This window comes from Pectinatus haikarae (assembly GCF_050916305.1).
GTDB lineage: Bacteria > Bacillota > Negativicutes > Selenomonadales > Selenomonadaceae > Pectinatus > Pectinatus haikarae.
Window position 1 is genome coordinate 658,721 of record NZ_CP116940.1, and the last position, 24,498, is coordinate 683,218.

The window sequence follows — 24,498 nt, forward strand, 5'->3', positions numbered from 1 at the left end:
ATCGGGGGTTTATTCTTCGAAAGACAGTTTATATTTTTTCATTTTGCGCAGAATACTCGTGTGCGAGAGCCCCAACGCCGCTCCTAATTTTCTTGATGTCTTATATTTTCTCATGGCTCTGCCAATAATATTTCTTTCTGTCAGCTGCATCGCAGCTTCCAAATTTTCAGGCAGCTCTTCATTCGTTTGGGCGTGTTGCCGGCCTGTGGCGGTTCTATTAAAATCAAAAACAATATCCTCTGCCATTATTTTACTGCCCGCCGCTATATTTACTGCTCTTTCGATAATGTTGCCAAGCTCTCTGATATTCCCCGGAAAATCATAATTCATCAATTTCTTCATAGCAGCCCCATCAATATCACTTATGGCTGTATTTATACTGGCCGCAGCTTTTTTCATAAGATGCCGGGCAAGCACCTCTATATCTTCGCGCCGTTCCCGCAGCGCCGGAAGATACAAAGGAATGACGTTCAGTCTGTAGTACAGATCACTGCGAAAGCTTTCTGTCTGCATCATATGTTCAAGATCACGATTAGTAGCAGCTATTATTCTTACATCGATAGGTATTTCTTCCGTAGCACCGATACGGCGCACTGTATGTTCCTGCAAAACACGCAGAAGCTTCGCCTGCAGAGCAAAGGAAATATCTCCTATTTCATCAAGGAAAAGCGTTCCCCCGCCGGCAAGCTCGAACAACCCAAGCTTGCCGCCTTTGCTTGCACCGGTGAAACTGCCTTCCTCATAGCCGAATAACTCGCTTTCCAGCAGAGTATCCGGTATTGCCGTACAATTTATTGCTAGAAACATATTGTTGAGGCGCGGTGAAGCATTATGTATGGCACGTGCAAACAGCTCTTTTCCGCAGCCTGTCTCGCCCCGTATCAAGATAGTAGAGGCACTGCCCGCATACTGCCTGGCATTTTTTACCAATAAATGCATAATATCACTCTGATATATAATATCATCGAAATTCGTGACCGGCTGAGCAGTCAGCTTCTGATATATTTTCCGCACAGCATCTATACTGCGGATAAGCGCAATGCAACCAAAAAGCTCTCCCGTTTCATCAAAAACAGGCTGAACATTTACCAGATAGTGGACATTACTCTCGCGGGAAAACACCTCATGATTCAAAAAGCTATTTCCTGTGCATAATGTTTTTTTCAGCAGGCCATAAAAAGGAACCAATTTTTGTACATTTTTTCCTATTATATTGCTCTCGGGCAGATGCAGCAATTGTCTTGCCGCTTTGTTGATATAGGCAGCATTGCCTTCCTTGTCCGTGGCTATTACGCCTTCACTTATGGTATTAAAAACTATCTGCATCTGCTGATATTGTTTATAGCGCGGCATTAAAGCTATTTTTTTTACTTCTGTTATATTTGACAGCTTTTTTATCTCTTTTATAATGAATTTTTCTTTATCACACGGCAGTGCGGCCGTTTCCAGGTAAGTAATATTTTTTATTACCTCCATCGAAACAATATTAATGCCGTTTTTTAAAATTATTTGCGCTATATCATATACAAGTCCGTGACGATCTCTATTTTCAATTTGCAGTTTCAAAAAATTCCTCCACATCAAAGATGCCCTGCCGGGTTCAAAGCACCATGTACACAACGCATGCCCCCAAACAGTATTCTTCGAACAGCTGCCGCTGACAGCCATATTATTCCTGCATATAAATTACTCTATTTTGCGGATATTGGCAAACTTTTTCAGCAGTGTATTCCTTTACCAGCGAATAATTATAAATCCCGCTTTTAAAAAAAAATAAAAGCTGTCTGTTTTAAGCACAGAAGCTTTTATTTTATAATGCAATTATTTAAAATTCCTTAAATTAAACGGTGTCAAATAAGGGCATTGATTTTCAATACTTCTTTAATACTTTGTGCACTCCTGTGCAGTGCTTCCAGTTCACTGTCAGGGATCTGAATGGCCAGCCGTTTGTCCACTCCATTTTCCCCTATTATGCTTGGCAGGCTCAAGGCCACATCAGACAATCCATACTCACCATCAAGAGGTGCAGACACAGGCGTCACGCAGCGGATGTTTAGAAATACGGATTTTGCCAGATAGCACGCACCCATAGCTATTCCGGTATTGGTCCATCCCTTTGATAAAAGCACATCATATGCGGTCTTGACAACGGTATCCGCTATTTTTTCTTTATCAAACGGTTCACTGTAATCATAATATTTATCCAGAGCGTCAAGCCGCACTCCGCCGATGCTGACGGTACTCCATGCCGGGAAAGCAGAATTGCCGTGTTCACCAAGCATAAATCCCTGTACATCTTTTGCATTGATATTGTAATGATTTGCTATTATCCGTTTGAAGCGCAGTGTTTCAAGTGTCGTTCCCGTCCCGAAAAGCTTTCCCGGAGCATAGTCAAACCTTGTAGCCGCAAGATATGTAGTAACATCCAAGGGATTGGTTATCATTATGAAAACGGCATCGCGTGTATATGAAGTTACCTCTTTCATAATACCGCTGATGACTTTTATATTGCGCTCCGCCAAAATAAGCCGGTCCAGTTTTTCATCCGGCAGAATACTGGGACCGCCCGCACAGATTATCACATCGGCATCCTTGCATTCATCGAAGCCGCCGGAATATACTTTGACATCCGGACTGCATGCAGCCGGAGTGGCGTGCGTCATATCCAGAGCCTCTCCATGTGCCTTTTTCCCATCAATATCAATGCAGACTATCTCTGCCGCGAGCTGCTGGGCCACCGCCTGTACGAGCACTGCCGAGCCCACGTTCCCCATCCCAATAATTGCAAGCTTATGCTTTTGCAATATAAACGTCTCCCTCCGAAAATAAAATAATCAATTATTGTAACATTGATATTTTACCAAATAAATTCACCAATGTCTTCAAGGCATTATCAAATTCTTTGATTTCTTCTTCGGAAAGTGTGACCAGAGTTGTCTCCAGGCGAAGCTTGATCATTTGCTGATGATCAGTAACAAATTTTCGGCCCTTTGCTGTTGTTTTTATTCTGACCCGCCGCCGGTCTTTCGTATCGGGAAACCGCTTAACCAATCCATCATTTTCCAGTCTGTCGATAAGCGGTGACAATTGCTGCTTTATTATAGAAAGCCGTTCTCCAATCTCAGAAAAAGTCATGCTCCCTTCATCCCCGAGGATGATCATTATCGCAAACTGATTGACGGGAATAGGCAGGGGGATGTGGCGCAGGATACTATGCTGCATCAGGAAAAGTACTTCTAAAAAACTATCGGAAATTTTCTTTTCATCTGGCATTTCATTATTCCTTTCATTATAGGCTGTAAAACCTTGACTTTTCAATAAATATACTATACTATAATGTTCATTGATAGTAAATATTTATTTACAAACAAAAACTTGTAGTTTTTTTATTTATAAATAATATTTATTATATGGAATATGCTGTAAAATTACTATATAATAATGGATATAAATTTCTTTTTATTTTCCTTGATATTTAGTATTATCACATGTATGGAGGTAGAACGAATTGTTAGCAAAAAGCTGGACAAAAACGATTTGTACTTTTGCTGTTCTCTTGTCAATGCCTATATTATTGTTTGGCTGCGGTGCAAAACAGCAGCAGGCTGCAACGGAGACACAGGTAAAAGCAATGGCTGCTATTCAGCAGGACACACCGCTTTCATTTGAATATGCAGGCGAGGTCAAAGGGACTAATGAAGTAAACGTACAGGCGCGTGTTTCAGGCTCCGTCGTCGCTAAGTATATTCAGGGCGGTGAGCAGGTTTCCGCAGGACAGTCCTTATATAAAATTGACGACGGCACTTATGTAAGCGCATTGAACCAGGCCAAAGCCACTCTGGCTCAGTCACAGGCACAGCTCAGCAATGCCCAGCAGGATCTATCACGTTACGCACAGCTTATAAACAGTAACGCCATCTCCGAACAATCCTATACTAATCAGCAGCAGACCGTTGCCGCTTATCAGGCAGTTGTCGAAGCAAATCTGGCACAGGTAAATAAAGCCGAAAAAGATCTCGGCGATACTGTGGTCAGAGCCCCTGTATCCGGCCGTCTTGATGTCAATGATGTCGCCTCCGGAACATATGCAACTGCCGGCAGTACGACCTTAGTTTCACTCGGTGCTGTGAATCCTGTTTATATTCAATTCAGCATAAGTGAAAATGAATATTTAAAATTCAACCAGATATTCAACGGCAATTTCATAGGTAAAGAAGTAAATGCCACTCTCAGTGATGGCAGCGATTATCCTATAACCGGCAAAGTTGTCGAAGTAGATCGGTCAATGCCCAATGACTCAGGTTCTCTGACCGTTAAGGCACTCTTTGATAATCCTGATAATCTTCTGCTGCCGGGCATGTTTGCCCGTATAAAAATGACCGGAGAAACAGTCAAAGATGCTATTCTTATTCCGCAGCGCGCCGTACAGCAGCTTTTGGATAAATCTTTTGTCATGGTAGTGGGTGACGACAATAAATCTGTTTCCCGAGTCGTAAAATTAGGCTCAAAAGTCGGCAGCTATTATATCGTTGAAGATGGTATAACTCCGGGCGATAAAGTCGTCGTCGAAGGGTTGACTAAATTACGCGAAGGCGTTCCTCTCAACGCAACAATCGTCACGGGTGAACAGCTTGGTCTGTCTTTGGATACCAATACTGATATCTCATCAGCCTCGGATTCGCAGACAAATTCAAATAATGATTCTTCAAGCTCCGGACAAAATCAGTAAGGGGTGAGATAATTTGGCACGATTTTTTATTAACAGGCCGATCTTTGCCATTGTCATATCAATCATTATCGTTCTTGTAGGCCTTATATCCATGTTAAGTCTGCCTATTGCCCAGTATCCGCAGATATCACCACCGACAATTCGTGTCAGTGCCACTTACAATGGTGCAAGTGCAAATGTCATAAATGAAACTGTCGCGCAGGTAATAGAAGAACAGGTAAATGGCGTTGAAGGCATGGATTATATGTCTGCCACATCAAGCGATAACGGTTCATACAGTCTTCAGGTAGTCTTTAATGTAGGCAGCGACGGCGACATTGATTCCGTCAAGGTTCAAAATAAAGTGGCATCAGCAAACTCCAGTCTGCCTTCAAATGTTCAGACAAATGGTGTCACAACTACCAAATCGTCATCTGATATGGCCATGGTATTTTCGCTTTACTCTCCTAATGGTACATATGACAGCATATTCTTAAAAAATTATGCGGACGTTTATTTGACGGACAAGATCAAACGTGTTTCCGGTGTAGGTGACGTAACTGTATTCGGCTCCGACTATGCGATGCGTATTTGGCTGAATCCCGCTAAACTGGCCGAATTGGGACTCACCGCCACAGATGTGATCTCTCTGATTGAAGAACAAAATCAGCAGGCTCCTGCCGGAACGATCGGCGGCCGTCCTTCCTCAGGTGACCAGGAAACCCAATATACCGGCAAGGTTCAGGGGCGTCTTGACAGTGTTGAGGAATTTCAAAATGTAATAATAAAAACAAACAGCAATGGTTCTTTAGTCAGATTGAAAGATGTAGCTCGTGTCGAAACCGGCAAAAAGGACAACAGCATATCGAGTGCATTCAACGGTAAAGACAGTGTCGGGATGGCCATTCAGCTGACCAATACTGCCAATGCCATGGATACAATTGCCGGTGTCAAAAAAGTTCTACAGGATGCTTCTGTTGACTTTCCTCCCGATTTCGCTTATAAAACAGTATTAGATAAAACGGATTATATCCACGAATCCATTGTCGAAGTCGTAAAAACTTTTGTTGAAGCTCTTGTGCTGGTTATGGTTATTATGTTCGTATTTCTGCAAAGCTGGCGGGCAACTCTTATCCCCATGCTGGCTGTACCTGTCTCTCTGATAGGTACTTTTGCTACATTTACCATGCTTAATTTTTCCATAAACACACTTACCTTATTTGCAATGGTGCTGGCCATAGGCTTGGTCGTCGATGATGCCATCGTCGTTATCGAAAATGTCGAGCGGCATATTTCTGAGGATAAGCTTGATCCCAAAGAGGCAACCCGCCGCGCCATGGATGAAGTTTCCGGGCCGGTAATAGCCATAGCATTTACATTGGCTTCAGTATTCCTGCCGGTTGCTTTTTTAAGCGGCATGACTGGTATCCTTTATCGCCAGTTTGCTCTGACCATAGCTATTTCCATGGGACTGTCCGCTTTTGTTGCCTTGTCCCTGACTCCTGCCTTATGCGGTATGCTGCTGAAACCTCATGTTGCAGATGCGCATAAGGGAATAATAGCCAGATTTTTTGCCGCTTTTAATCGTGGTTTTGATAAAATGACACGCGGTTATGTAAAAAATGTTGGTACTTTTATCGGCAAAGCAAAATTTTGTCTGATTTTCCTTGCCATTATCATAGGATTGATGGCATGGATGTTCAAAACACTGCCTTCAACTTTTGTTCCCGATGAAGATCAGGGCTTCATGATAATTTCCGTAACTATGCCGGAAGGAACATCTGCAAATCAGACAGAAAAAACCGTTGCCGCATATGCAGCTTCTCTGCAAAAGATACCGGAAATGCAAAACGTAATGGCTATAACAGGCTATGATATCCTCACAAGCGCAAGCAAATCAAATGCCGGCACATTATTCATCGGTCTTTCGCCGTGGGCCGACCGCAAAACACCACAGACGCAGATTGGTGCAGAAATAGGCACCGCATTCAAGATCGGTGCACAGTTCCCACAGGCATCCGTTATAGCCATGAATCCACCATCCCTGCCGGGGTTGGGCGCAGTAGGCGGCTTCAACCTGCAATTACAGGATATGAGCGGGCACAGTGATGAAGAGTTAAACGAAATAGCTCAGAAAATTGTTGCGGCTGCCAATCAGCGTCCGGAATTGCAAAGTGTCTATACAACATTCCAGATAAATACGCCAAACTATCAATTTGATATTGACAGAGAAAAAATCAAACAGCTCGGTGTAAGCCTGGGTGATGTATTCAATGCTCTGCAAATCAATTTTGGCGGATATCCTGTGAATGACTTCAACAAATTCGGCAAAACATATAAAGTTATGCTGCAGGCTGATACAGGTTTCCGCGGTGATGTAGATTCCACCCGATTCATTTACGTAAAAAATTCGGCGGGAACTTTGATTCCACTGAACACTCTGCTCAAACCGCAATTGGAATCGGCACCTACTATCGTAACCAGATTCAATGCCGCAAAAAGCATAACAATCCAGGGCAGTGCAAAAGCCGGCTACAGTTCGGGACAGGCAATGAATGCTATCCAGGAAGTAGTCAAACAAGCCGCACCTTCAGGTTTTGAAACAGAATGGTCAGGCCAGAGCCGTGAAGAATCAAAAGCAGGCAATACTACCACTCAGGTAATGATCCTGGCGCTGGTATTCGTCTTCTTGTGCCTGGCTGCTCTTTATGAAAGCTGGAGCGTGCCTTATGCAGTACTTTTATCAGTGCCTTCAGGCATATTTGGCGCTTTACTGTCAGAAATGCTGTTGAGCCAGCAAAACAGTGTCTACATGCAGATCGGGATCATTATGCTTATCGGCCTGTCCGCAAAAAATGCGATACTTATCGTCGAATTTGCCAAGGTCAGAGTTGATACCGGAATGTCTATCGTAAAAGCAGCACTTGAGGCTGCACATCTGCGCCTTCGCCCTATACTGATGACGTCACTCGCCTTTATCATCGGCTGTCTGCCGCTCGCCATTGCCACAGGCGCAGGTGCGGGTGCACGTAACAATATGGGTATAGCCGTAGTCGGCGGAATGTTTATCGCCACGTTATTTGGCATATTTCTCATTCCTGTAATGTTTGTCATAGTCGAAAAAATTGCAGCATTCTTTGGCAGTAAAAAACAGGAGCATAAAAAGAAAAATCCTGACGAATACATGTAATCTTATTATTTGTGTATAGGGATGTGTATTTAACACATCCCTATATTTTTTTGCCAAAATACGCTATAATGTAAAATATGTGATAGGAGGGTACATTAATGAAAATAATAAACATGTTGAAAATATTTGCAGGAATTTTTGCCGTTTCCGTGTCTTTTGGTCTGCTGTCACCCGCACAGGCTTCGGCCTATACTTATGTCAGCAAAGACTATGGTTACAGCATTGAATGCCCGGAAAAACCACTCGGCGTTATCCCTTTGATAGATCCCACTCAAAAAGGCGAAGTACTCGTTTTTAAAAATGACGGTTACAATATACTGCAGGGATGGATCATCGCAACAAATGCTTTTGACTCATCACAAATACCTGATTTTGACAAAATGACTGACAAGGAATCTCAAAAATATGCCGCTAATTTCGTTATGAACAGTGAAGGAAAATATGAGACCGTATTATTTATTCCTTTGAACGGGCATAAAGTGTTATACGCTGTCGCTCCGCAGGACGTATATGTGGATGCAGACAAAAAAGAAAAGACCGATACCGTAAAAACTAATGTAAGCCAGCGTATCGAAACCTATATTCCCGGTAAAAAGACAAATTATGTCATCGTATTTTTTAAATCAGGAGAAATGACAACACAAGACAGTACCGATTATCAGAATGGCCTGTTGTCTTTCAAAGAACTGCCCGCTGAAGAAAAAACTCCTGCCGGCAGTAAATAAAAACGACTGATATTTACCATATTTTTTATACAAATCCAGTCAGCGTATAACTCTCGGATTATTCAAAATTTGGGAGTTATATTTACAGCAAAAGCTGCGCACATTTACGTAAATGGAATAGGAGTAATTATCATGTATAATGCTTCAGCTAAACGTTACGAGCAAATGACTTATCATCACTGCGGAAACAGCGGTCTGAAATTACCTGCAATAGCTTTTGGTCTCTGGCACAATTTTGGTGATACGGCGCTTTATGAAAACATGGAAAATCTTTGCTTAACTGCCTTCGATAACGGAATAACGCATTTTGATCTTGCTAATAATTACGGTCCGGCCCCCGGCAGCGCGGAGAAACATTTCGGCAGAATTATACGGGAACAATTATCAGCCTATCGTGATCAGCTCATAATCAGCACTAAAGCAGGTTATGACATGTGGGAAGGCCCCTATGGCAATTGGGGCAGCAGAAAACATCTCTTGGCAAGCCTGGATCAGAGCCTCCGGCGTCTTGGACTGGAATATGTTGATATTTTTTATCATCACCGTATGGATCCCGAAACACCATTAGAGGAAACAATGGGCGCATTGGCTCAGGCAGTAAAAAGCGGCAGGGCACTTTATGCAGGTCTTTCCAACTATGACGGACCGACATTGGTAAAAGCCACAGCTATTCTGGGAGATTACCGCTGCCCGTTTATTATCAATCAAAATTGCTATTCGATTTTCGACAGAACTATAGAACAAAACGGACTTAAAGAAACCGCCAAGAAGCTTGGCAAGGGAATTATCGCCTTCAGTCCCCTGGCCCAAGGGATGCTGACAAATCGTTATCTGGACGGCATCCCTGCAGACAGCCGTATTAAAACCGACGGCCGCTTTTTAAAAGCCGGCAGTCTGACACCGCAGAAGCTCGAACAAATAAGAAAACTTGACAGCCTGGCTGCGAAGAGAGAACAAACCCTAGCAGAAATGGCCCTAAGCTGGATATTGCATGACGGAGTCGTAACAAGTGTTCTTATCGGTGCGTCTAGACCCGAGCAAATTATAAGTAATATTAAGGCTGCGGATAATACAGCTTTTTCTGAACAGGAATTGGCTGAAATAGATGCGATAAGTATCCCTGCTTTATAGAATTCCGACTTTGAAACCAAAATATTTCAGGGGCTGCTGTATGAAGTGAAAATAACTTCATGCGGCAGCCCCTGTTTTTTTACTTATTAAGCGTTCTTTCTTTTACTCTGTAAAAGTAGGGCGATGATACCACAGCTGCTATAAAGAAAACAGGTAATATATAGCGAATATACCCATTAAAATTTAAAAGTATATTGCCGACTACACGATCATTGATTATCATAGATGCTGAAGTGTATGCCAGAATGGAAGCCCCTAATATAATAAGCGCAGGATATTTATCCATGCATTTTGCTATCAGGCCGCTGCCCCATACAACGATCGGCACGCTTATTAACAGACCGGCCACAACCAGGGCAAAGCTCCCATGCGCCGCTCCCGCTATAGCTAAAACATTATCTATCCCCATAACAGCATCAGCTGCTATTATTGTTTTTACCGCACTGCTGAAGTTTGTTGCGGCATTGATTTTCTCTGTTTTTGCCGAAGGATTCAGCAGCTTCATCGCAATTGGCAGCAGCAGCAATCCGCCAACCGCCTGAATATAAGGAATCGTCAATAAATATGCCGCCAAAACGGTCATCAATATCCTTATTATTACGGCACCTGCCGTGCCTATATAGATCACTTTCTGCCGCATATCCTGCGGCAGATTGCGCGAAGCCATAGCAATGACGACCGCGTTATCACCCGCGAGGACAAGATCCAGTATTATTATTGTTCCCAGTGCAGTCAAAAAATCCATTTTTTTCTCCCTTTTAAAATTTTATTGATTTCTAAAATTTATAAAAAAAGACTTTTAATGCGTGTAAAACACACATTAAAAGTCTCACTTACGTTGTTAACGACCTCACTGCCAGATGCGCTGTAAGCTGCATCAGTGTTGTTGACAGCAAAGTTCCAGTTACTCCCTTTTAATTATGATTAAATTATATATTATCAATATAATACTTGTCAAGTAATATATATACAATCCTGTTCTCTGAGATATGTATTGCTTCTACTGTATTTTCCAAGCATCAGCAGCTGTCACAACCTTATTTGCAGTTTGCCATCGTTGCTCCCGAGCCGCAAAGATTTTCAAAATCATCAGTAAAAGCTTTTACCGCAGCCGCTACAGAATCATTTTTTAAAAGCCCCCGCAGCACAGACGGTCCAACAGTGGCTGCGCCCACACCATATTCACACAATGCCAGTACCTGCTGTGAATTTTTAAAACTGGCAGCCAATACTTCCGTATGCAGATGGTTTTTCTTGAAAATATCATGTATTGCCTTAGCCGTACGAATGCCGTCAGCGCCAAGATTATCTATCCGGTTAACATAAGGAGCAGCATAATCCGCACCTGCCTTGCCTGCTAAGAAGGCTTGCATTTGTGTGTAAATGGCCGTTGCCGTAATATTGGCTCCTTCCTTTTTCAGCATCTTGATTGCCTTAAGGCCTTCATCGACCACAGGAATTTTAATATATGTATTTTCTCCCAATTCCCTCTGAATACGATGTGCGTCCTCAACTATTCCTTCAGCATCAGCGGCAACTGCCTGAACATGCAGCATTGCTTTTTCTCCAAGGAAATCACGTATTTCACGCAGTACGGAAAATGGGGCTTTTCCGTTTTTGGCTAAAATAGAAGGGTTTGTTGTTACCCCGTCTATCGGCATAAAAGCCGCTAATTTTTTTATTTCGACAATATTTGCATCGTCGATCAATAATTGCATTCTTAATTCCCCTTTCTGATAATCAGCCTCTGGTCTTTCCTCCGGCTATATTAAGTGTTACACCGTGTACATAACCGGCTCTGTCGCTGCTCATAAAACATACTGCATCTGCTACTTCGCTCAGTTTGCCGGAGCGGCCTAAAGGTGTTGTTGAGGTTTTTGAATAACCAGCCCGCAATTGATCAACCGTGATATTCCTTGTATACGCAAGTGCGGTTTCATACTTTATTGTGCGCAGACCCGTGGCTTCCATAATACCGGGAGCTATGCCTACCACACGTATATTATGCCTGCCCAGCTCTTTGCACCATGATCTTGTGAGTGAATTAAGAGCATTTTTAGTAGCAGCATAAACGCTCTGTCCTTCAGAACCTTCCAATCCGCTTTCGGATGACATATTAATGATGACTCCGCCGCCCTGTTTTATCATCTGCCGTGCCGCTGCCTGGGCACAAAAGAAAACGCCCTTCATATTGACATTGCAGACCAGATCCCAGACCTTTTCGTCCAGTTCATACTGACCGCCTTCATCCTTTGGATCCACCAAAAGACGAGGTATGTTTATTCCTGCGTTATTCACCATCACATCTACACTGCCGAACCGTTCTACAGCCTTATCTATCATGGATTTAACAGATGCCGCTTTTGTAACGTCAGCCACTGCATAAAGAAAATTGTCTTCATTCATTCCGTCTATTACCGGTGCAGCCGGATTCATATCAGCGACCACTACTTTGCTGCCCTGCGCAAGAAAAGCTTCGGTTACCGCTTTACCTATACCTGATGCACCTCCTGTAACCACAACTACTTTATCTTCAATATTTAACCAGCTCATAAAAATCCTTCTTTCCGTTATTTACCTGTCCAAACTGATAATAAGCTCCATAAATTTCTGCATATCTTCAATTTCATCAAGCCCGTCTACCAGAATTTCCAACTCATCTCCAGCTCTGACCAGCATGCCGAGAACAGCCACCATATCTGCCGCGCGAGCTAATTTTTTCCCTTTTTTACGCAAAAAAATACTGCTGCCCGATTTTCTGGCAAAAGCGGCCAGTCTGGCTGCATAAGCCGCGTGCAGTCCGAGAGGATTTTCAATAGTCATTCTGCGGGTGATCATTATTCTATTATCTCAATAACAGTACCTATTTTGATAGGTCTATGAGATTTTTTTTCCACAATGATGGCTCCCGGCAGACTATTGTCCTTTTCAGCAGTGAAATTTACCGTTAAATGTCCGAGTCCATTGAGATTTTTTTCAGCCAGCTCACCCACATGCAGTATTTCAAATTTTTCTCCGTCTATTGAAAAGAACTGCCCTGGTTTGATCGTTTTTACGGTCTGAACAATGGGAATGGTATAACAATAATCTTTCAGTGTATCCGGTGCATTGTCACCAAAGAGGATTACCATTTCTTCACCAAAAGCGGTGACATCTTTTCCTGCATTAATAATTTTGTTGCTGTAAATTACTTTCATTGTCATCATTCCCATCCTAGAATAGTTATCATTGAAGGAAAAGACTTCGTCATCCACAAAAAAATTCTACGCTGCCGACAAAGCCTTTTCTTTTTTATTTATACATACCAAAACTAAACAGCCAGCCGACTAAAACACGCGGCACGCCTATGATGAAGCGTGAATAAAGAACTGCCGGTACCCCGACTTCTACCGTTTCGGCCTCTGCTTCGGCAAGGCCAAGCCCTACCGGAATAAAATCGCAGGCATTTTGTGTATTAATTGCCATCAGTGCGGGTAATGCTAGATTCGGATCAATATGGCCCTTACCTATTTCCACACCTATCAGTGTACCAATTATTTGTGCAATGACTCCTCCGGGACCAAGCAACGGTGAAAGAAACGGCAGCGAACAGATAAAACCCAATATTACCAATCCTATCATATTTCCGGCCAATGGCACCAGCAAATTGGCAAACCAGTCACCAAAACCGGAACCGTTGATAATACCGATAAGCATGGCGACAAATCCCATAAAAGGCAAAATGGTGTTGATTATAGAATTGACGGCATCCCTGCCGGCCTGATAGAATATGGAAACGACTTTTCCGGCTCCCATGCCGATTTTTTGGATAAAGGTATTGGATGATGTTTCACCCATAGTCTGAGAAACTTTTTTATCTGCCGAATATTTAAATTTGCGTTCGCTTTCAGCCGGAACTTCCGCAGCTTCTTCTGTCACCGCAGCACTGTCTGCCGGCTTAATGTTATCCAGTGTAACGCCTGATACATAAATGTCCTCTGTTATATATTTAGCCAGAGGACCGCTCTTGCCCACAGGGTTAAGATTGATGGTCGGGATACGCTTCTGCGGATAAATGCCGCATCGCAAAGTGCCTCCGCAATCAACAATAACCAGAAAAATTTCTGTTTCCGGCACGGAAGTTTTAAAACCATTTATGACGCGGCAGCCCGTCAGCTGTTCTATTTTGTCCGCAATTTCAGGTTTAGCCCCACCGGCCGTAATATACAAAAGAACATCTTTGCCATCCTGCGGTTTAACTGTCAATGGTCCGCCAAAACCGGCGCTGCCTTTTTCTATTTTAATTGCCCTATATTCTGTCATCATTTTTTCCTCTCCTTCCTATTCTGTTTTCAATTTATTACTGAGTTCTATTTTTTGCTGTTTCATTACAATTTTAGTAGTAAAATCTGTTATCCAGCCTGCAAAAAAATTCATTACCAAACCTAAAAGCAAATATCTTAATGCCAGCGGTGTAGCATCAAGTCCCAATGTTGTTATCCCGTTGGCGATCCCCAGCCAGATGAACAATTCTCCGACATTGATATGCGGGAAAATACCGCTGTTGGTATGGCAATGATAGGCCGCCGATGCGTAATAGCTTGGTTTCATGCGTTCCGGCAAGAACTTGCCCATGGAAAGAGCCATCGGATTGCCCAGCATAAATGCGGAAAGAAACGGCAGCACGCCGTAAGCGAGTAATACATTTTTAGAACATACTTTAGCAAAACTATTGATCTTGTCCTGACCGATAAAAGCGATAAGAGAGTTCATAAAAATCAATAATAGCAAAACCTTCGGAACTATGCCGGTTACCCAGGAAACAAAAGTTTCTGCGCCCAAAGTAAACAGGTTCATAAATCCTGCTGCTAAATTTACTGCAAAATCCATAATCTTTTCCTCCTAATTAGTTGTCTTTTTTTACGGATCTGAATTTAAACATATCCAGAAGTCGTCCGAAAGGACTTTTTCTTTCCGGCAAAGTTCCGCCGGAAGTAATTATATTGTAATTATTGCGGGCATCCATAACAGCCTGTGTCAGCGACTTGGAATAATGCGCTGCCTTACAGTCTTCCTGTGTCAGACCGCCCACATATTTACCTGTAAATGATTTATTGATATCTTTGTAACCGGCGAACACTGTCACACCCTGAACATATTTACCTTTTTTTATCACACCTTTTCCGTCAATCAGAAAGAGCACTATCACACCGGCTCTTACAACACCGCTGTACCTCCCTATAGCGACCCTGCCTTCCCGCCTGAATTCACGGTAATGTTTGGTAAACTTATTCATTTGCAGAAAGGTCAGTATATACTGGAGCACAAAAGCAAAAAAACCAAAAATTATAATAGCCATAGTATTCATGAAAACCCCTCCTCAATTAAATAAATCACAATCCTTAATAAAATACATCAATATATCATTATAATTTGTAAGTTTTGACATATCTTCAACAACCTTCTGACTTGATGCCATACTTATTATTTCATCATATATCTTTACCAAAATAGCATCATCATTAGGATCTGCAGGAACGGCTACCAGAAAGATTACTTTCAGCTCCGGATACAGTTCATCATTCAGCCCGTCAGGAATAATTCCGAGAGAAATTACTATATCACCCCCACTGTCATATCTGGCATGGGGAAAAGCCACACAATGATCCAAAACCATCGAGGATTTCGCCTCACGCTGCTGTATCCTGCCCCAAAACTCTTTTTCCAGCTGCCCTTCATCCATTAAACCGGCAATCATTGTATGCACACACTCGCTATAGTTGAGATCGCTGCCCAATACCATTACTCTTTTTTCAGTAAGGAGATTAAACACGATAGACCGGACGCCATGCAGCAAGGGGATTTGCAGCTGATGGGCATACCTTATTCGATCTATACTATTTTTCAGATAATCCTCATCAACGACTTCATTGATAAAAATCACCGGAATCTGTCTGTTCATATCCGTTTTTACTGTGGATATCAGCAGATCATATCCTTCCAGATCACTTTCACTCAGCTGTTCATTGTATATAAAAATATCAATAACCGTACCGCGTTCAAAAATTTTCTGGAGCTGTGACATTATGAGCTTTGCCCTTGCTCTGCCGGTTCCGCATATCAATGCCACTTTATATGCGTTAGAACTGCTCTCCTGTTCGGTCAGGAATATCTGAAAATACGCTGTCAAAAAACCTACTTCATCTTCCGGGATACGCAAGTGCATCCTTTTTTCTATGACTTTTTTTGCAATCAATGCCATATGATATGCTACCGTATATTTTTGCTTGATATCATCATTGCCTTGATTATGCATCGTCAATCCATACCGCAGTCTGTTTGTCAGAAAATAATTGTGATAGACGAATTCATCCAAAACATCACTATTTTTTTCATCCAATGTTATATCCATTTTCTCCTTGATCGCGGCTATGATTTCTTCTGTTATCTTCAGCACATCATCAGAAACCGTTATATTTGATTCAAGTGAAGAAATATCATAGGGAGTGCGCATGCTTATGAGCGGTATAGTCAAAAACAATCTTTCATTTACAGAAAGAACAATCCCCAGCATTGATTCCAGCTTGTCAAAACTGTTCTGCAAAAATTTATAGTAATAATGATTAGCCAGCTCCTGATATTTTACGTCCAGAGAAATAAGTGCATGACCTTGTCTGCTGCGGTTAACACTCAAGGTCAGATAACGGAAAAAATGCTCAATGACAATCTTGTCAAGCTTAAGAGAACTGAGCTCTTTTTTTATCATATCCATAATATCAATCGGCAGCTCCGGTTCAGTGCAAATAATATTATAATTATTATCCAGCACAAAAAACCGCAGGTTCAGCTCCTCACCAAGCAAACTGATACCTATATTGGACTGCCCCTGAATAGTAAGATTATAATTTTGAAGAATCCCCTTAAGTGTGTTCATATCTTTGATCAGCGTAGACCGGCTTATATTCATTGCATAAGCAAGTTCATCAATGAGATAAGGCGAATCCGTATTCATGAGCATATCGACAATAAATGCCATTCGCATCTGCGGTGAATCAAAATTTGAATTTCTTCGTTCAATTCTGCTCCGCTGCTTTTGATATTGGGGGAAGTCTGTTATATACAACTTAGCAACCGACCGATTCAAGTCAATCAATGCACTGCCTTTTAGTTCTGCATTGATATCCCTGATATCATTTTGAACTGTCTTTGTGCTGACACCAAGGCGTCTGCTCAAATCGACGATGGCAAATTCGGATTTATATTCCAGCAGCTTGATTATTTTAATTGAGCGGTTTTCAGTATCAAACCATTTCATCTTAAAGCTCCTTTCCCCTCCGACAATTACAGTATATTATTTCAGAGAGCTCTTGTTAATATCGTCTTTTTCTAATTTTCAGAAATGACTTAATCTACATTTTTTCCTGATTTTGGAAAAATGCAATATGGCGGTCACTGAGAATATTTTATACTATATCCGCAACGTTTAACACTGTCAATTTCAATTGACTTTTTAATAGATAAATAGTATGCTACATACTGAAGAGAAAGGAATTTTAAATGATAAAAAAAGTATCATACAAAGATCAGGTCTATCAATATTTAAAACAGGCTATTGTCAAGGGCGAGATCAACCCCGGAGAAATTTATTCCGAGCAGATGTTCGCTGATCAGTTGGAAGTTTCCCGCACACCGGTAAGAGAGGCCGTTCTCCAGCTCAAACATGAGGGCCTTGTCGAAATTTACAACAACCGCGGCATCAGTGTAAAACCTATTTCCATTGACGACATAAATCAGATCCTGCAGGCAAGAACAGCTATAGAAGGCTACAGTGTCAAATATCTCACGGAACGTATCACTTCAGCAGAAGGCCAAAAATCACTTAAACAATTGCTGGCCTGTCTGAACGAAACAGAAAGCCTTTTAGAAGAATCCACTGGCCATTATAAGTACATGAAGGCTGATATAGAATTCCATGGGATCATTGTGCACTTTACAAAAAATATGTATTTTATAAAAACAGTGGATCAGATGAGAACGAGATTGGAACAGGTCACAGTCAATTCATTGACCTTCAAAAACCGCCACAGAGATGCTCTGTCCGAACATAAAAAAATTTTTGAGGGAATTTGCAGCGGCAATGCCGAAAAAGCCGAAAATATTTTTATTGAGCATATGCTGATAACAGGGAATATTCTGAAAAAAATGTTTTGATGTAAAATCAATAATATATTATATAAATTTAATATGTTATTGATTTTATATTAACTAGCATGCAACGTGCTACATGTAATATATTATAAAATATTTCAAGGGGGATTCAATATGTCAAAAATAGGTTTTATCGGTCTGGGAATTATGGGAAAACCCATGGTAAAAAATTTACTCAAGGCAGGCATCGAAACAACTGTTTACGACATCAATACGATCGCGGTGACAGAGCTTGTGAAGCAGGGCGCTAAAAAAGCGGATTCACCGAAAGAAGCTGCCGTAAATAAAGATGCCGTCATCACAATGGTGCCAAATGCAGCCATCGTCAAAAATATTTTAGAAGGCGAAAACGGTATTCTTGCCGGTGCATCCGAAGGTACGGTAATAGTCGATATGAGTTCTGTTTCACCTGTGGCTTCACAGGAATTTGCCAGACTTGCAGCCGAAAAAAGCTGCCCTTTCCTCGACTCGCCGGTAAGCGGCGGAGAACCGGGTGCTGTTGACGGAACATTGGCCTTCATGATAGGCGGTGAAGAAAAAAATGTTGAAAAAATAAAAGATGTCTTTGAAGCGATGGGCAAATCAATAACTATTGTCGGTCCGAACGGCAGCGGTTCGGTGGCAAAGCTTGCCAATCAGATCATGGTGAATCTCAACATTGCAGCCGTTTCGGAAGCGCTTGTCCTTGCACAGAAAGCAGGAGCAGATCCTAAAAAAGTATTTGAAGCAGTCCGCGGCGGTCTTGCCGGCAGCACCGTCCTGGATGCAAAGGCACCGATGATGTATAGTCGTAATTTTAAACCGGGCGGAACTCTCGCTATTAACCTCAAGGATATTACAAATGTTATGGATACAGCTAAGAGCCTTGATGTACCGTTGATTCTCACGAGCGCATTACAGCAGATCATGCTCAGTCTTAAAGCCGACGGTCATATTATGGATGATCACAGCGGCATTGTTCAATTCTATGAAAAAATATCCGGAGTCACAGTAAAGACGGAAGAGTAAAATAATCGTTTTAGAAAGCAGGAAGCATTTATTATGGTGAAAATACTGAAAAATGATATTTTTAAGCAGATTCCATCAGTTGATGAAAATAGAGTTGATGAGCTGCTTGCTGAATCCTTCGCAAATTTTAATAAAAAAATTATAGTACTTGATGATGACCCTACCGGCGTGCAGACCATCCATGATGTTTCTGTATATACAGATTGGTCTGCCACAAGCATTGCCGCAGGATTTGCGGAAAGCCGTTCTATGTTCTTTATTTTGACCAATTCACGTGCATTTTCTGCCGAACATACTAAAAATATCCACGAAGAAATAGCACAGCGTATCATAAAGGAAAGCAAAAAAACGGGCAGGGACTTTATGATTATAAGCCGCAGCGATTCGACGCTCCGAGGACATTATCCGCTGGAAACGAAGGTACTGCGTGATACCCTTGAAAACGGCACCCCCGCAAAAATTGACGGTGAAATCTTAATGCCTTTCTTTAAAGAAGGCGGGCGTTATACGATAGGCAATATTCATTATGTGCAGGAAGGCGCTGCACTTGTGCCCGCCGGTGAGACAGAATTTGCCAAAGACAAGACCTTCGGTTATAAAGCCTCTGATATGCGTATGTATGTGGAAGAAAAAACTCATGGTGAATATAAGGCAAAAGATACAGTGTGTATTTCTCTTGACGATCTGCGGAAACTCAGCATCGATTCGATCTGTCATCAGCTTATGCAAGTGAACGATTTTAATAAGGTCATCGTTAATGCCATTGATTATGTTGATGTCAGGGTATTTACTGCTGCGCTTTTAAACGCTATGAAGGCAGGCAAAAATTTCATGTTCCGCACGGCAGCCGCATTTACAAAAGTGATCGGCAATATATCAGATAAGCCTCTCTTGAGTAAAAAAGAACTGGTCACCTCAGGAAATAAAAACGGCGGTCTTATTATCATTGGTTCTCATGTACAGAAAACCACAGAACAGCTTAATGCATTGAAAAAGGATGAAGATATAAAATTCATAGAGTTTAATCACCTTTTAGTTCTCGATCCCCCCCAATTGGAAGAGGAGCTTATCAGAATAATAAAAACCGCTGAAATTTCTATCAGGAAAGGTCAGACAGTAGCTGTGTTTACCGGAAGGACACGTCTTGATGCCGGCTCGGAAGAAGAATCACTGCGTTTTTCTGTCAAGATTTCGGAAGCTATCACAAACATAGTCAGCCGCTTGTCCATCCAGCCAAGTTTTCTTATCGCCAAAGGCGGGATCACTTCAAGCGATGTTGGTACAAAAGGGCTTTCCGTCAAACATGCTTTGGTTCTCGGTCAGGTAGCACCCGGCATTCCGGTCTGGAAAACAGGCAGTGAAAGCAAATTTCCTGATATGTCTTATATCATTTTCCCCGGCAATGTGGGAGCTGCAGACACGTTGTATAACATAGTCAGAATGCTCAGCATTCATTGAAAGGATTCAGGTGAAAAATATGCTGATCAATCTGCAGCAGGCACTTCGTTTTGCCGAAGAAAAAGGGATAGCAATAGGTTCCTTCAATATTTATAATGTGGAATCCCTGCAGGCTGTGCTGCAGGGTTCCAGTAAGACAAAAGTGCCCGTCATTCTTTCATTTGGCGAAGCTTACGATAAGCATATGCCATTGGAAGCTATGGCAGCCATGGTTCAATTTTATACGCAAAAAACAAACCGCTCATTTGTTCTTCATCTTGATCACAGCAGAAATATAAAAACCATAGAAAGAGCTCTCAACTGCGGGTTCACATCTGTAATGTACGACGGTTCTTCCATGCCTCTTCAAAAAAATATAGAACAGACGAAGCTCATATGCACCCTGGCGCATGCCGTAGGTTCAAGCGTGGAAGGGGAGCTTGGTTATATGAATGAAGAGGATGGCTCCTCTTTCGATGAAAAAGCTTTGCGGCACGGTTACACTTCTGTAGCGGCGGCAAAAACTTATGCCGCCGAATCCTGTGCGGATGCATTAGCTATAGCTATCGGTAATGCGCACGGCATTTATAAAGGAATTCCGGTACTTGATTTTACACGCCTGCAGGAAATTCACCAAGCCATACGGCTGCCTCTGGTACTGCACGGCAGCTCTGGAATTCCATACGATGCATTACGCGAAGCAATTAATCTGGGAATTCGGAAAATAAATATTAATACAGAAATATCTATTACAGGTATAAGGGCAGCCAGAAAATTTTTAGCGGAACATACCGATAAAAATACACGGTTTGAAGCAATGACCAAATTCTCTGAAGAAAATATGGCTGCAACAGTAAAAGAATATTTGGACTGCTTTACATTAGGCAAAATATAATTTCAGGAGAAAATGAATGGAAACTGCATTTTTAGTCGGCACTTTATTTACCGCGATTTTGCTGGTGGTGTTTTTGATCATGAAAGCCCGTCTGCACGCATTTGTCAGTCTTGTCGTTGCCTGTCTTTATGTCGGGTTTATAACCGGCATGCCTCTATCCAAGATCTGTGCATCAATCGAAGCGGGTATGGGAAGTACACTCGGCTTTTTAGCCACAGTACTCGGTCTGGGCAGTATTCTGGGAAAGATGCTCGAGGCCTCAGGCGGTGCGGAAAGACTTGCCCGTACACTGATCTATGCCTTTGGTAAACGGCGGGCAAATTGGGCAATGATGGTAGTAGGGCTTATTACAGGCATACCTGTTTTTTTCCAGGTAGGCTTTGTCCTTTTGATTCCTCTTGTCATAAGTGTTGCCAGAGCTACAGGCCTTTCCATAGTTGCCATCGGCGTACCGATAGGTGTATCACTGCAAATAGTCCATTGCATGCTGCCCCCGCATCCTGCCGCAATGGCTATAGCCGCTACATTGCACGCAGACATAGGTAAAGTGATCCTGCTTGGTCTTATTGTCTGCATAATTGCCGCTGCGGTGGCCGGCCCCATTTGGACAAGTTTCATCAAAAAAAATATAAAAGCGGAACTGCCCGCTCTGTCAAAGGAGCTGAAGCAAACTCCCGACTCCGCGCTTCCCAATTTTGGTATTACGCTTTTCACCGTTCTTCTGCCTATGCTGATCATGGTGTCCAAAACTTTATTTGACCTGACTGCATCCAAAGATTTCCAATATATTGAGCTCATCAATTTTATCGGCAATCCTATAGTCGCTCTTTTGATATCGGCATTTTTTGCTTATTGGTCGCTCGGCATTAACAGAGGATTTTCTATGCAGGACCTGCTCAAATTTACCGATCAGTCTTTTGCTCCCGTTGCCGGAATATTGCTCGTCATCGGTGCCGGCGGAGCATTCAACAGAGTGCTCATTGACAGCGGCCTTGGTACCAAACTGGGTGATATACTGACCTCGCTTGATATGAGTCCCCTTATTCTGGCGTGGGTAGTAGCTGCTGTAATGCGTTTTTCGGTGGGCTCCGCCACAGTTGCCATGATGACTGCCGCCGGCATAGTATCTCCCATGCTCGCTCAATATCCATCGCTTGACCCCGCTGTAGTTGCCCTTGCCGTCGGTTCCGGCGCCATCTGCTTCTCCCATGTCACGGATTCGGGATTCTGGATAGTGAAGGAATACTTTGGCCTTACCGTGGAGGGTGCGCTGAAATCATACACGCTTGCTACATGCATAGCTTCGGTAACGGCAATAATATCCACACTGATAATTTCTAAGATTGTTTTTTAACTGATTTTTATGTATTATCCGACATTCTGTTTTTCATATTGCATTATTTCAAGCCAGGATTATTTTTAATCCCGGCTTTTTTACTTGCAATTACAGTAATTTTCAGAAAAACCATCAGCAGAATGTCTACTCTGATCATATTATGTTAAAATATATAAATAAATTGCAGTATATGATGTGCTGTTTTCCGTTCTTCACCTGTTACCGCAAGCAAAAATACTGCTGGGGAATAATCATCTATTTAAAAGGAGGGAAGGTTCCTTCCGGGGAATCATTTATGGAACAAACAAAAATAATAACCGCCGTCAGTATATTTGGCAGCGGTCGCAGCCGCTACTTTCGTCTGCAGCTTTGCATTGAGGGCATAATCATCGGCATAATCGCCGGCCTAGTCATCTCTGCCTACCGCGGTCTTCTGGAAGCTTCGGAACTGCTGCGGCCATGGCTGTATAAACACTTTTCCTGGGCTGATTGGCCTTTATTCGCCGTTTATTGCGGTTTTATTCTATTTTTTGCCTTTTCACTTTATTGGCTCGTAAAAAAAGAACCTCTTTCTGCCGGCAGCGGCATCCCCCAAATCAAAGGTATACTGCTTGGCAAAATACATATGAATTGGCTGAGCGTACTGCTCTGCAAATTCGTCGGCGGAGTTATCGCCATAGGCGCCGGTTTGTCATTGGGGAGAGAAGGCCCGAGCGTACAGCTGGGAGCTGCGCTTGCTCAGGGCATAAGCCGCGGCAGAAAGCGTTCACGTATGGAAGAACGTCTTCTGCTGACAAGTGGAGCATGCGCCGGTTTAGCTGCGGCATTCAATGCACCGCTGGCTGGCATCATCTTTGGTTTTGAAGAACTATATAAAAATTTTTCTCCTCTGGTGCTGATGGGAACAGCCGCAGCATCGGTGACCGCCGCGGCAGTAACAGCCATATTTTTCGGTGAAACACCGGTATTTCATACAGGCATCCTGCCCGTCCTGCCGTTAATAATGTACGGCCTGTTATTCTTACTGGGAGTATTTATCGCTATTTTAGGTATAGTCTTTAATGCCTCGCTCTTCAAATCTATGAATTGGTTTGAAAGACAAACCCCGTTAAAAAAAATGTGGAAACCTGCTTTACCGTTATTTACAGCTGTCGTTCTCGGCTTTATACTGCCTCAAATTTTAGGCGGTGGCAATAATTTGGTCGATGTTCTGGTGAAAGGAAATTACGGACTGGCATTTTTATGTATCCTCTATGTCGGGAAACTTTTATTTACTGCTATGTCTTTCGGTTCCGGTGTGCCAGGTGGTATCTTCCTGCCTATGCTTGTTCTCGGTGCACTGGGCGGCAGTATTTTCAGTCATCTGGCGGTATTATTGAGTACCGATGCTGCCTTTTACAATACTAATTTTATAGTCTTTGGCATGGCCGCCTATTTTGCCGCTGTGGTTAAAGCGCCCGTGACCGGCAGTATATTGATAATGGAGATGACAGGGTCTTTTCAGCACATGCTGGCATTAATCTGTGTTTCCATGACGGCTTACGTAATAACCGATCTGCTGAAGGGCAAGCCGATATATGATTCTCTCCTGACTCACTCGCTACGCAACCATCCGAAAATAAAAGAAAAACTTCACTACAAGAGGCTCCTTTTAGAAAGAATTGTGGGCAATGGCAGCACCGCTGATGGTAAGTTTGTCAAATCAATCGAGTGGCCTGTGCACAGTCTTATCGTCAATATAAAGCGGGGAGAGGATGAGATCATACCAGATGGACAGACACGACTGCAATCCGGTGATTATATCTATGTTCTGATACACGAGAATCAAATTGAAAAATTACAGGATATCTTGTCCGAAAAAAATATTATGTAAACTTATTC

22 protein-coding genes are annotated in these 24,498 nt (G+C 42.5%); 10 read left to right on the top strand and 12 right to left on the bottom strand.

What is annotated here, in order from left to right; genetic code table 11:
• Nucleotides 1-9: 9 nt before the first annotated feature.
• From NXG61_RS03260 to NXG61_RS03270, 3 genes are all read right to left on the bottom strand, one after another.
• Entirely contained in the window at nucleotides 10-1,566 is a 1,557-nt protein-coding gene (locus NXG61_RS03260) for a sigma 54-interacting transcriptional regulator (RefSeq protein ID WP_307224104.1), read from the bottom strand.
• Nucleotides 1,567-1,850: 284 nt separating this feature from the next.
• Complete coding sequence (locus NXG61_RS03265; RefSeq protein ID WP_307224103.1) at nucleotides 1,851-2,804, bottom strand: L-lactate dehydrogenase; 954 nt, start codon at nucleotides 2,802-2,804, stop codon at nucleotides 1,851-1,853.
• A 34-nt stretch (nucleotides 2,805-2,838) separates the two neighbouring features.
• Nucleotides 2,839-3,273, bottom strand: coding sequence for a MarR family winged helix-turn-helix transcriptional regulator (locus NXG61_RS03270; protein WP_196604231.1), 435 nt, complete (start codon nucleotides 3,271-3,273; stop codon nucleotides 2,839-2,841).
• Nucleotides 3,274-3,508: 235 nt separating this feature from the next.
• Between NXG61_RS03270 and NXG61_RS03275 the strand changes: the two genes are divergently transcribed.
• The 4 genes from NXG61_RS03275 (at nucleotide 3,509) to NXG61_RS03290 (ending at nucleotide 9,754) form a co-directional block, all read left to right on the top strand.
• Nucleotides 3,509-4,729, top strand: a complete 1,221-nt coding sequence (locus NXG61_RS03275; RefSeq protein WP_370871660.1) for an efflux RND transporter periplasmic adaptor subunit — start codon at nucleotides 3,509-3,511, stop codon at nucleotides 4,727-4,729.
• A gap of 13 nt (nucleotides 4,730-4,742) precedes the next feature.
• Nucleotides 4,743-7,898, top strand: a complete 3,156-nt coding sequence (locus NXG61_RS03280; RefSeq protein WP_307224102.1) for an efflux RND transporter permease subunit — start codon at nucleotides 4,743-4,745, stop codon at nucleotides 7,896-7,898.
• A 98-nt stretch (nucleotides 7,899-7,996) separates the two neighbouring features.
• On the top strand, nucleotides 7,997-8,623 hold the full coding sequence (locus NXG61_RS03285; protein WP_196604229.1) for a hypothetical protein: 627 nt from the start codon (nucleotides 7,997-7,999) through the stop codon (nucleotides 8,621-8,623).
• A 132-nt stretch (nucleotides 8,624-8,755) separates the two neighbouring features.
• Nucleotides 8,756-9,754, top strand: a complete 999-nt coding sequence (locus tag NXG61_RS03290) for an aldo/keto reductase (protein WP_307224101.1) — start codon at nucleotides 8,756-8,758, stop codon at nucleotides 9,752-9,754.
• Nucleotides 9,755-9,833: 79 nt separating this feature from the next.
• Here the strand turns inward: NXG61_RS03290 and NXG61_RS03295 are convergent, their stop codons facing one another.
• From NXG61_RS03295 to NXG61_RS03335, 9 genes are all read right to left on the bottom strand, one after another.
• Nucleotides 9,834-10,499, bottom strand: a complete 666-nt coding sequence (locus NXG61_RS03295) for a TerC family protein (protein WP_196604228.1) — start codon at nucleotides 10,497-10,499, stop codon at nucleotides 9,834-9,836.
• 292 nt (nucleotides 10,500-10,791) lie between these two features.
• Nucleotides 10,792-11,472, bottom strand: a complete 681-nt coding sequence (locus NXG61_RS03300; protein WP_196604227.1) for a fructose-6-phosphate aldolase — start codon at nucleotides 11,470-11,472, stop codon at nucleotides 10,792-10,794.
• 22 nt (nucleotides 11,473-11,494) lie between these two features.
• Complete coding sequence (locus NXG61_RS03305) at nucleotides 11,495-12,307, bottom strand: SDR family oxidoreductase (protein WP_307224099.1); 813 nt, start codon at nucleotides 12,305-12,307, stop codon at nucleotides 11,495-11,497.
• 21 nt (nucleotides 12,308-12,328) lie between these two features.
• Nucleotides 12,329-12,592, bottom strand: coding sequence for an HPr family phosphocarrier protein (locus NXG61_RS03310; protein ID WP_196604225.1), 264 nt, complete (start codon nucleotides 12,590-12,592; stop codon nucleotides 12,329-12,331).
• Entirely contained in the window at nucleotides 12,592-12,957 is a 366-nt protein-coding gene (locus tag NXG61_RS03315) for a PTS glucitol/sorbitol transporter subunit IIA (RefSeq protein ID WP_432748970.1), read from the bottom strand. Before NXG61_RS03315 ends, NXG61_RS03310 begins: the two co-directional genes overlap by 1 nt.
• 88 nt (nucleotides 12,958-13,045) lie before the next feature.
• Nucleotides 13,046-14,056 (bottom strand): PTS glucitol/sorbitol transporter subunit IIB, encoded by a 1,011-nt coding sequence (gene srlE / locus NXG61_RS03320; RefSeq protein ID WP_196604483.1) that lies wholly within the window; start codon nucleotides 14,054-14,056, stop codon nucleotides 13,046-13,048.
• A gap of 18 nt (nucleotides 14,057-14,074) precedes the next feature.
• A complete protein-coding gene (gene srlA / locus NXG61_RS03325; RefSeq protein ID WP_196604223.1) occupies nucleotides 14,075-14,623 on the bottom strand; it encodes a PTS glucitol/sorbitol transporter subunit IIC in 549 nt (182 codons plus the stop codon).
• A 16-nt stretch (nucleotides 14,624-14,639) separates the two neighbouring features.
• Nucleotides 14,640-15,101, bottom strand: coding sequence for a transcriptional regulator GutM (locus NXG61_RS03330; RefSeq protein WP_196604222.1), 462 nt, complete (start codon nucleotides 15,099-15,101; stop codon nucleotides 14,640-14,642).
• Nucleotides 15,102-15,113: 12 nt separating this feature from the next.
• Nucleotides 15,114-17,048: a BglG family transcription antiterminator gene (locus NXG61_RS03335; RefSeq protein ID WP_196604221.1), complete on the bottom strand. Its 1,935-nt coding sequence runs from the start codon at nucleotides 17,046-17,048 to the stop codon at nucleotides 15,114-15,116.
• Nucleotides 17,049-17,290: 242 nt separating this feature from the next.
• Between NXG61_RS03335 and NXG61_RS03340 the strand changes: the two genes are divergently transcribed.
• From NXG61_RS03340 to NXG61_RS03365, 6 genes are all read left to right on the top strand, one after another.
• Nucleotides 17,291-17,944 carry a GntR family transcriptional regulator gene (locus NXG61_RS03340; RefSeq protein WP_196604220.1) on the top strand — a complete coding sequence of 218 codons (654 nt, stop codon included), beginning with the start codon at nucleotides 17,291-17,293 and terminating at the stop codon, nucleotides 17,942-17,944.
• A gap of 111 nt (nucleotides 17,945-18,055) precedes the next feature.
• Nucleotides 18,056-18,949: a 2-hydroxy-3-oxopropionate reductase gene (garR, locus tag NXG61_RS03345; RefSeq protein ID WP_307224095.1), complete on the top strand. Its 894-nt coding sequence runs from the start codon at nucleotides 18,056-18,058 to the stop codon at nucleotides 18,947-18,949.
• A gap of 33 nt (nucleotides 18,950-18,982) precedes the next feature.
• The gene (locus tag NXG61_RS03350) at nucleotides 18,983-20,407 is read left to right on the top strand and encodes a four-carbon acid sugar kinase family protein (protein WP_307224093.1); all 1,425 of its coding nucleotides are present in this window, start codon (nucleotides 18,983-18,985) and stop codon (nucleotides 20,405-20,407) included.
• A gap of 19 nt (nucleotides 20,408-20,426) precedes the next feature.
• On the top strand, nucleotides 20,427-21,281 hold the full coding sequence (locus tag NXG61_RS03355; protein WP_196604217.1) for a class II fructose-bisphosphate aldolase: 855 nt from the start codon (nucleotides 20,427-20,429) through the stop codon (nucleotides 21,279-21,281).
• A gap of 16 nt (nucleotides 21,282-21,297) precedes the next feature.
• Nucleotides 21,298-22,635, top strand: a complete 1,338-nt coding sequence (locus tag NXG61_RS03360) for a gluconate:H+ symporter (protein ID WP_196604216.1) — start codon at nucleotides 21,298-21,300, stop codon at nucleotides 22,633-22,635.
• Nucleotides 22,636-22,912: 277 nt separating this feature from the next.
• Nucleotides 22,913-24,490, top strand: a complete 1,578-nt coding sequence (locus tag NXG61_RS03365; RefSeq protein ID WP_196604215.1) for a ClC family H(+)/Cl(-) exchange transporter — start codon at nucleotides 22,913-22,915, stop codon at nucleotides 24,488-24,490.
• The last annotated feature ends 8 nt before the right edge of the window (nucleotides 24,491-24,498 follow it).

Bases quoted from the DNA above. Each gene is read 5' to 3' on its own strand.
- NXG61_RS03350 (WP_307224093.1), top strand. From the start codon at position 18,983: ATGGTGAAAATACTGAAAAATGATATTTTTAAGCAGATTCCATCAGTT.
- NXG61_RS03340 (WP_196604220.1), top strand. From the start codon at position 17,291: ATGATAAAAAAAGTATCATACAAAGATCAGGTCTATCAATATTTAAAA.
- NXG61_RS03285 (WP_196604229.1), top strand. From the start codon at position 7,997: ATGAAAATAATAAACATGTTGAAAATATTTGCAGGAATTTTTGCCGTT.
- srlA (WP_196604223.1), bottom strand. From the start codon at position 14,623: ATGGATTTTGCAGTAAATTTAGCAGCAGGATTTATGAACCTGTTTACT.
- NXG61_RS03290 (WP_307224101.1), top strand. From the start codon at position 8,756: ATGTATAATGCTTCAGCTAAACGTTACGAGCAAATGACTTATCATCAC.
- NXG61_RS03330 (WP_196604222.1), bottom strand. From the start codon at position 15,101: ATGAATACTATGGCTATTATAATTTTTGGTTTTTTTGCTTTTGTGCTC.
- NXG61_RS03305 (WP_307224099.1), bottom strand. From the start codon at position 12,307: ATGAGCTGGTTAAATATTGAAGATAAAGTAGTTGTGGTTACAGGAGGT.
- NXG61_RS03335 (WP_196604221.1), bottom strand. From the start codon at position 17,048: ATGAAATGGTTTGATACTGAAAACCGCTCAATTAAAATAATCAAGCTG.
- NXG61_RS03295 (WP_196604228.1), bottom strand. From the start codon at position 10,499: ATGGATTTTTTGACTGCACTGGGAACAATAATAATACTGGATCTTGTC.
- srlE (WP_196604483.1), bottom strand. From the start codon at position 14,056: ATGACAGAATATAGGGCAATTAAAATAGAAAAAGGCAGCGCCGGTTTT.
- NXG61_RS03360 (WP_196604216.1), top strand. From the start codon at position 21,298: ATGGAAACTGCATTTTTAGTCGGCACTTTATTTACCGCGATTTTGCTG.
- garR (WP_307224095.1), top strand. From the start codon at position 18,056: ATGTCAAAAATAGGTTTTATCGGTCTGGGAATTATGGGAAAACCCATG.
- NXG61_RS03365 (WP_196604215.1), top strand. From the start codon at position 22,913: ATGGAACAAACAAAAATAATAACCGCCGTCAGTATATTTGGCAGCGGT.
- NXG61_RS03300 (WP_196604227.1), bottom strand. From the start codon at position 11,472: ATGCAATTATTGATCGACGATGCAAATATTGTCGAAATAAAAAAATTA.
- NXG61_RS03310 (WP_196604225.1), bottom strand. From the start codon at position 12,592: ATGATCACCCGCAGAATGACTATTGAAAATCCTCTCGGACTGCACGCG.
- NXG61_RS03355 (WP_196604217.1), top strand. From the start codon at position 20,427: ATGCTGATCAATCTGCAGCAGGCACTTCGTTTTGCCGAAGAAAAAGGG.
- NXG61_RS03270 (WP_196604231.1), bottom strand. From the start codon at position 3,273: ATGCCAGATGAAAAGAAAATTTCCGATAGTTTTTTAGAAGTACTTTTC.
- NXG61_RS03315 (WP_432748970.1), bottom strand. From the start codon at position 12,957: ATGACAATGAAAGTAATTTACAGCAACAAAATTATTAATGCAGGAAAA.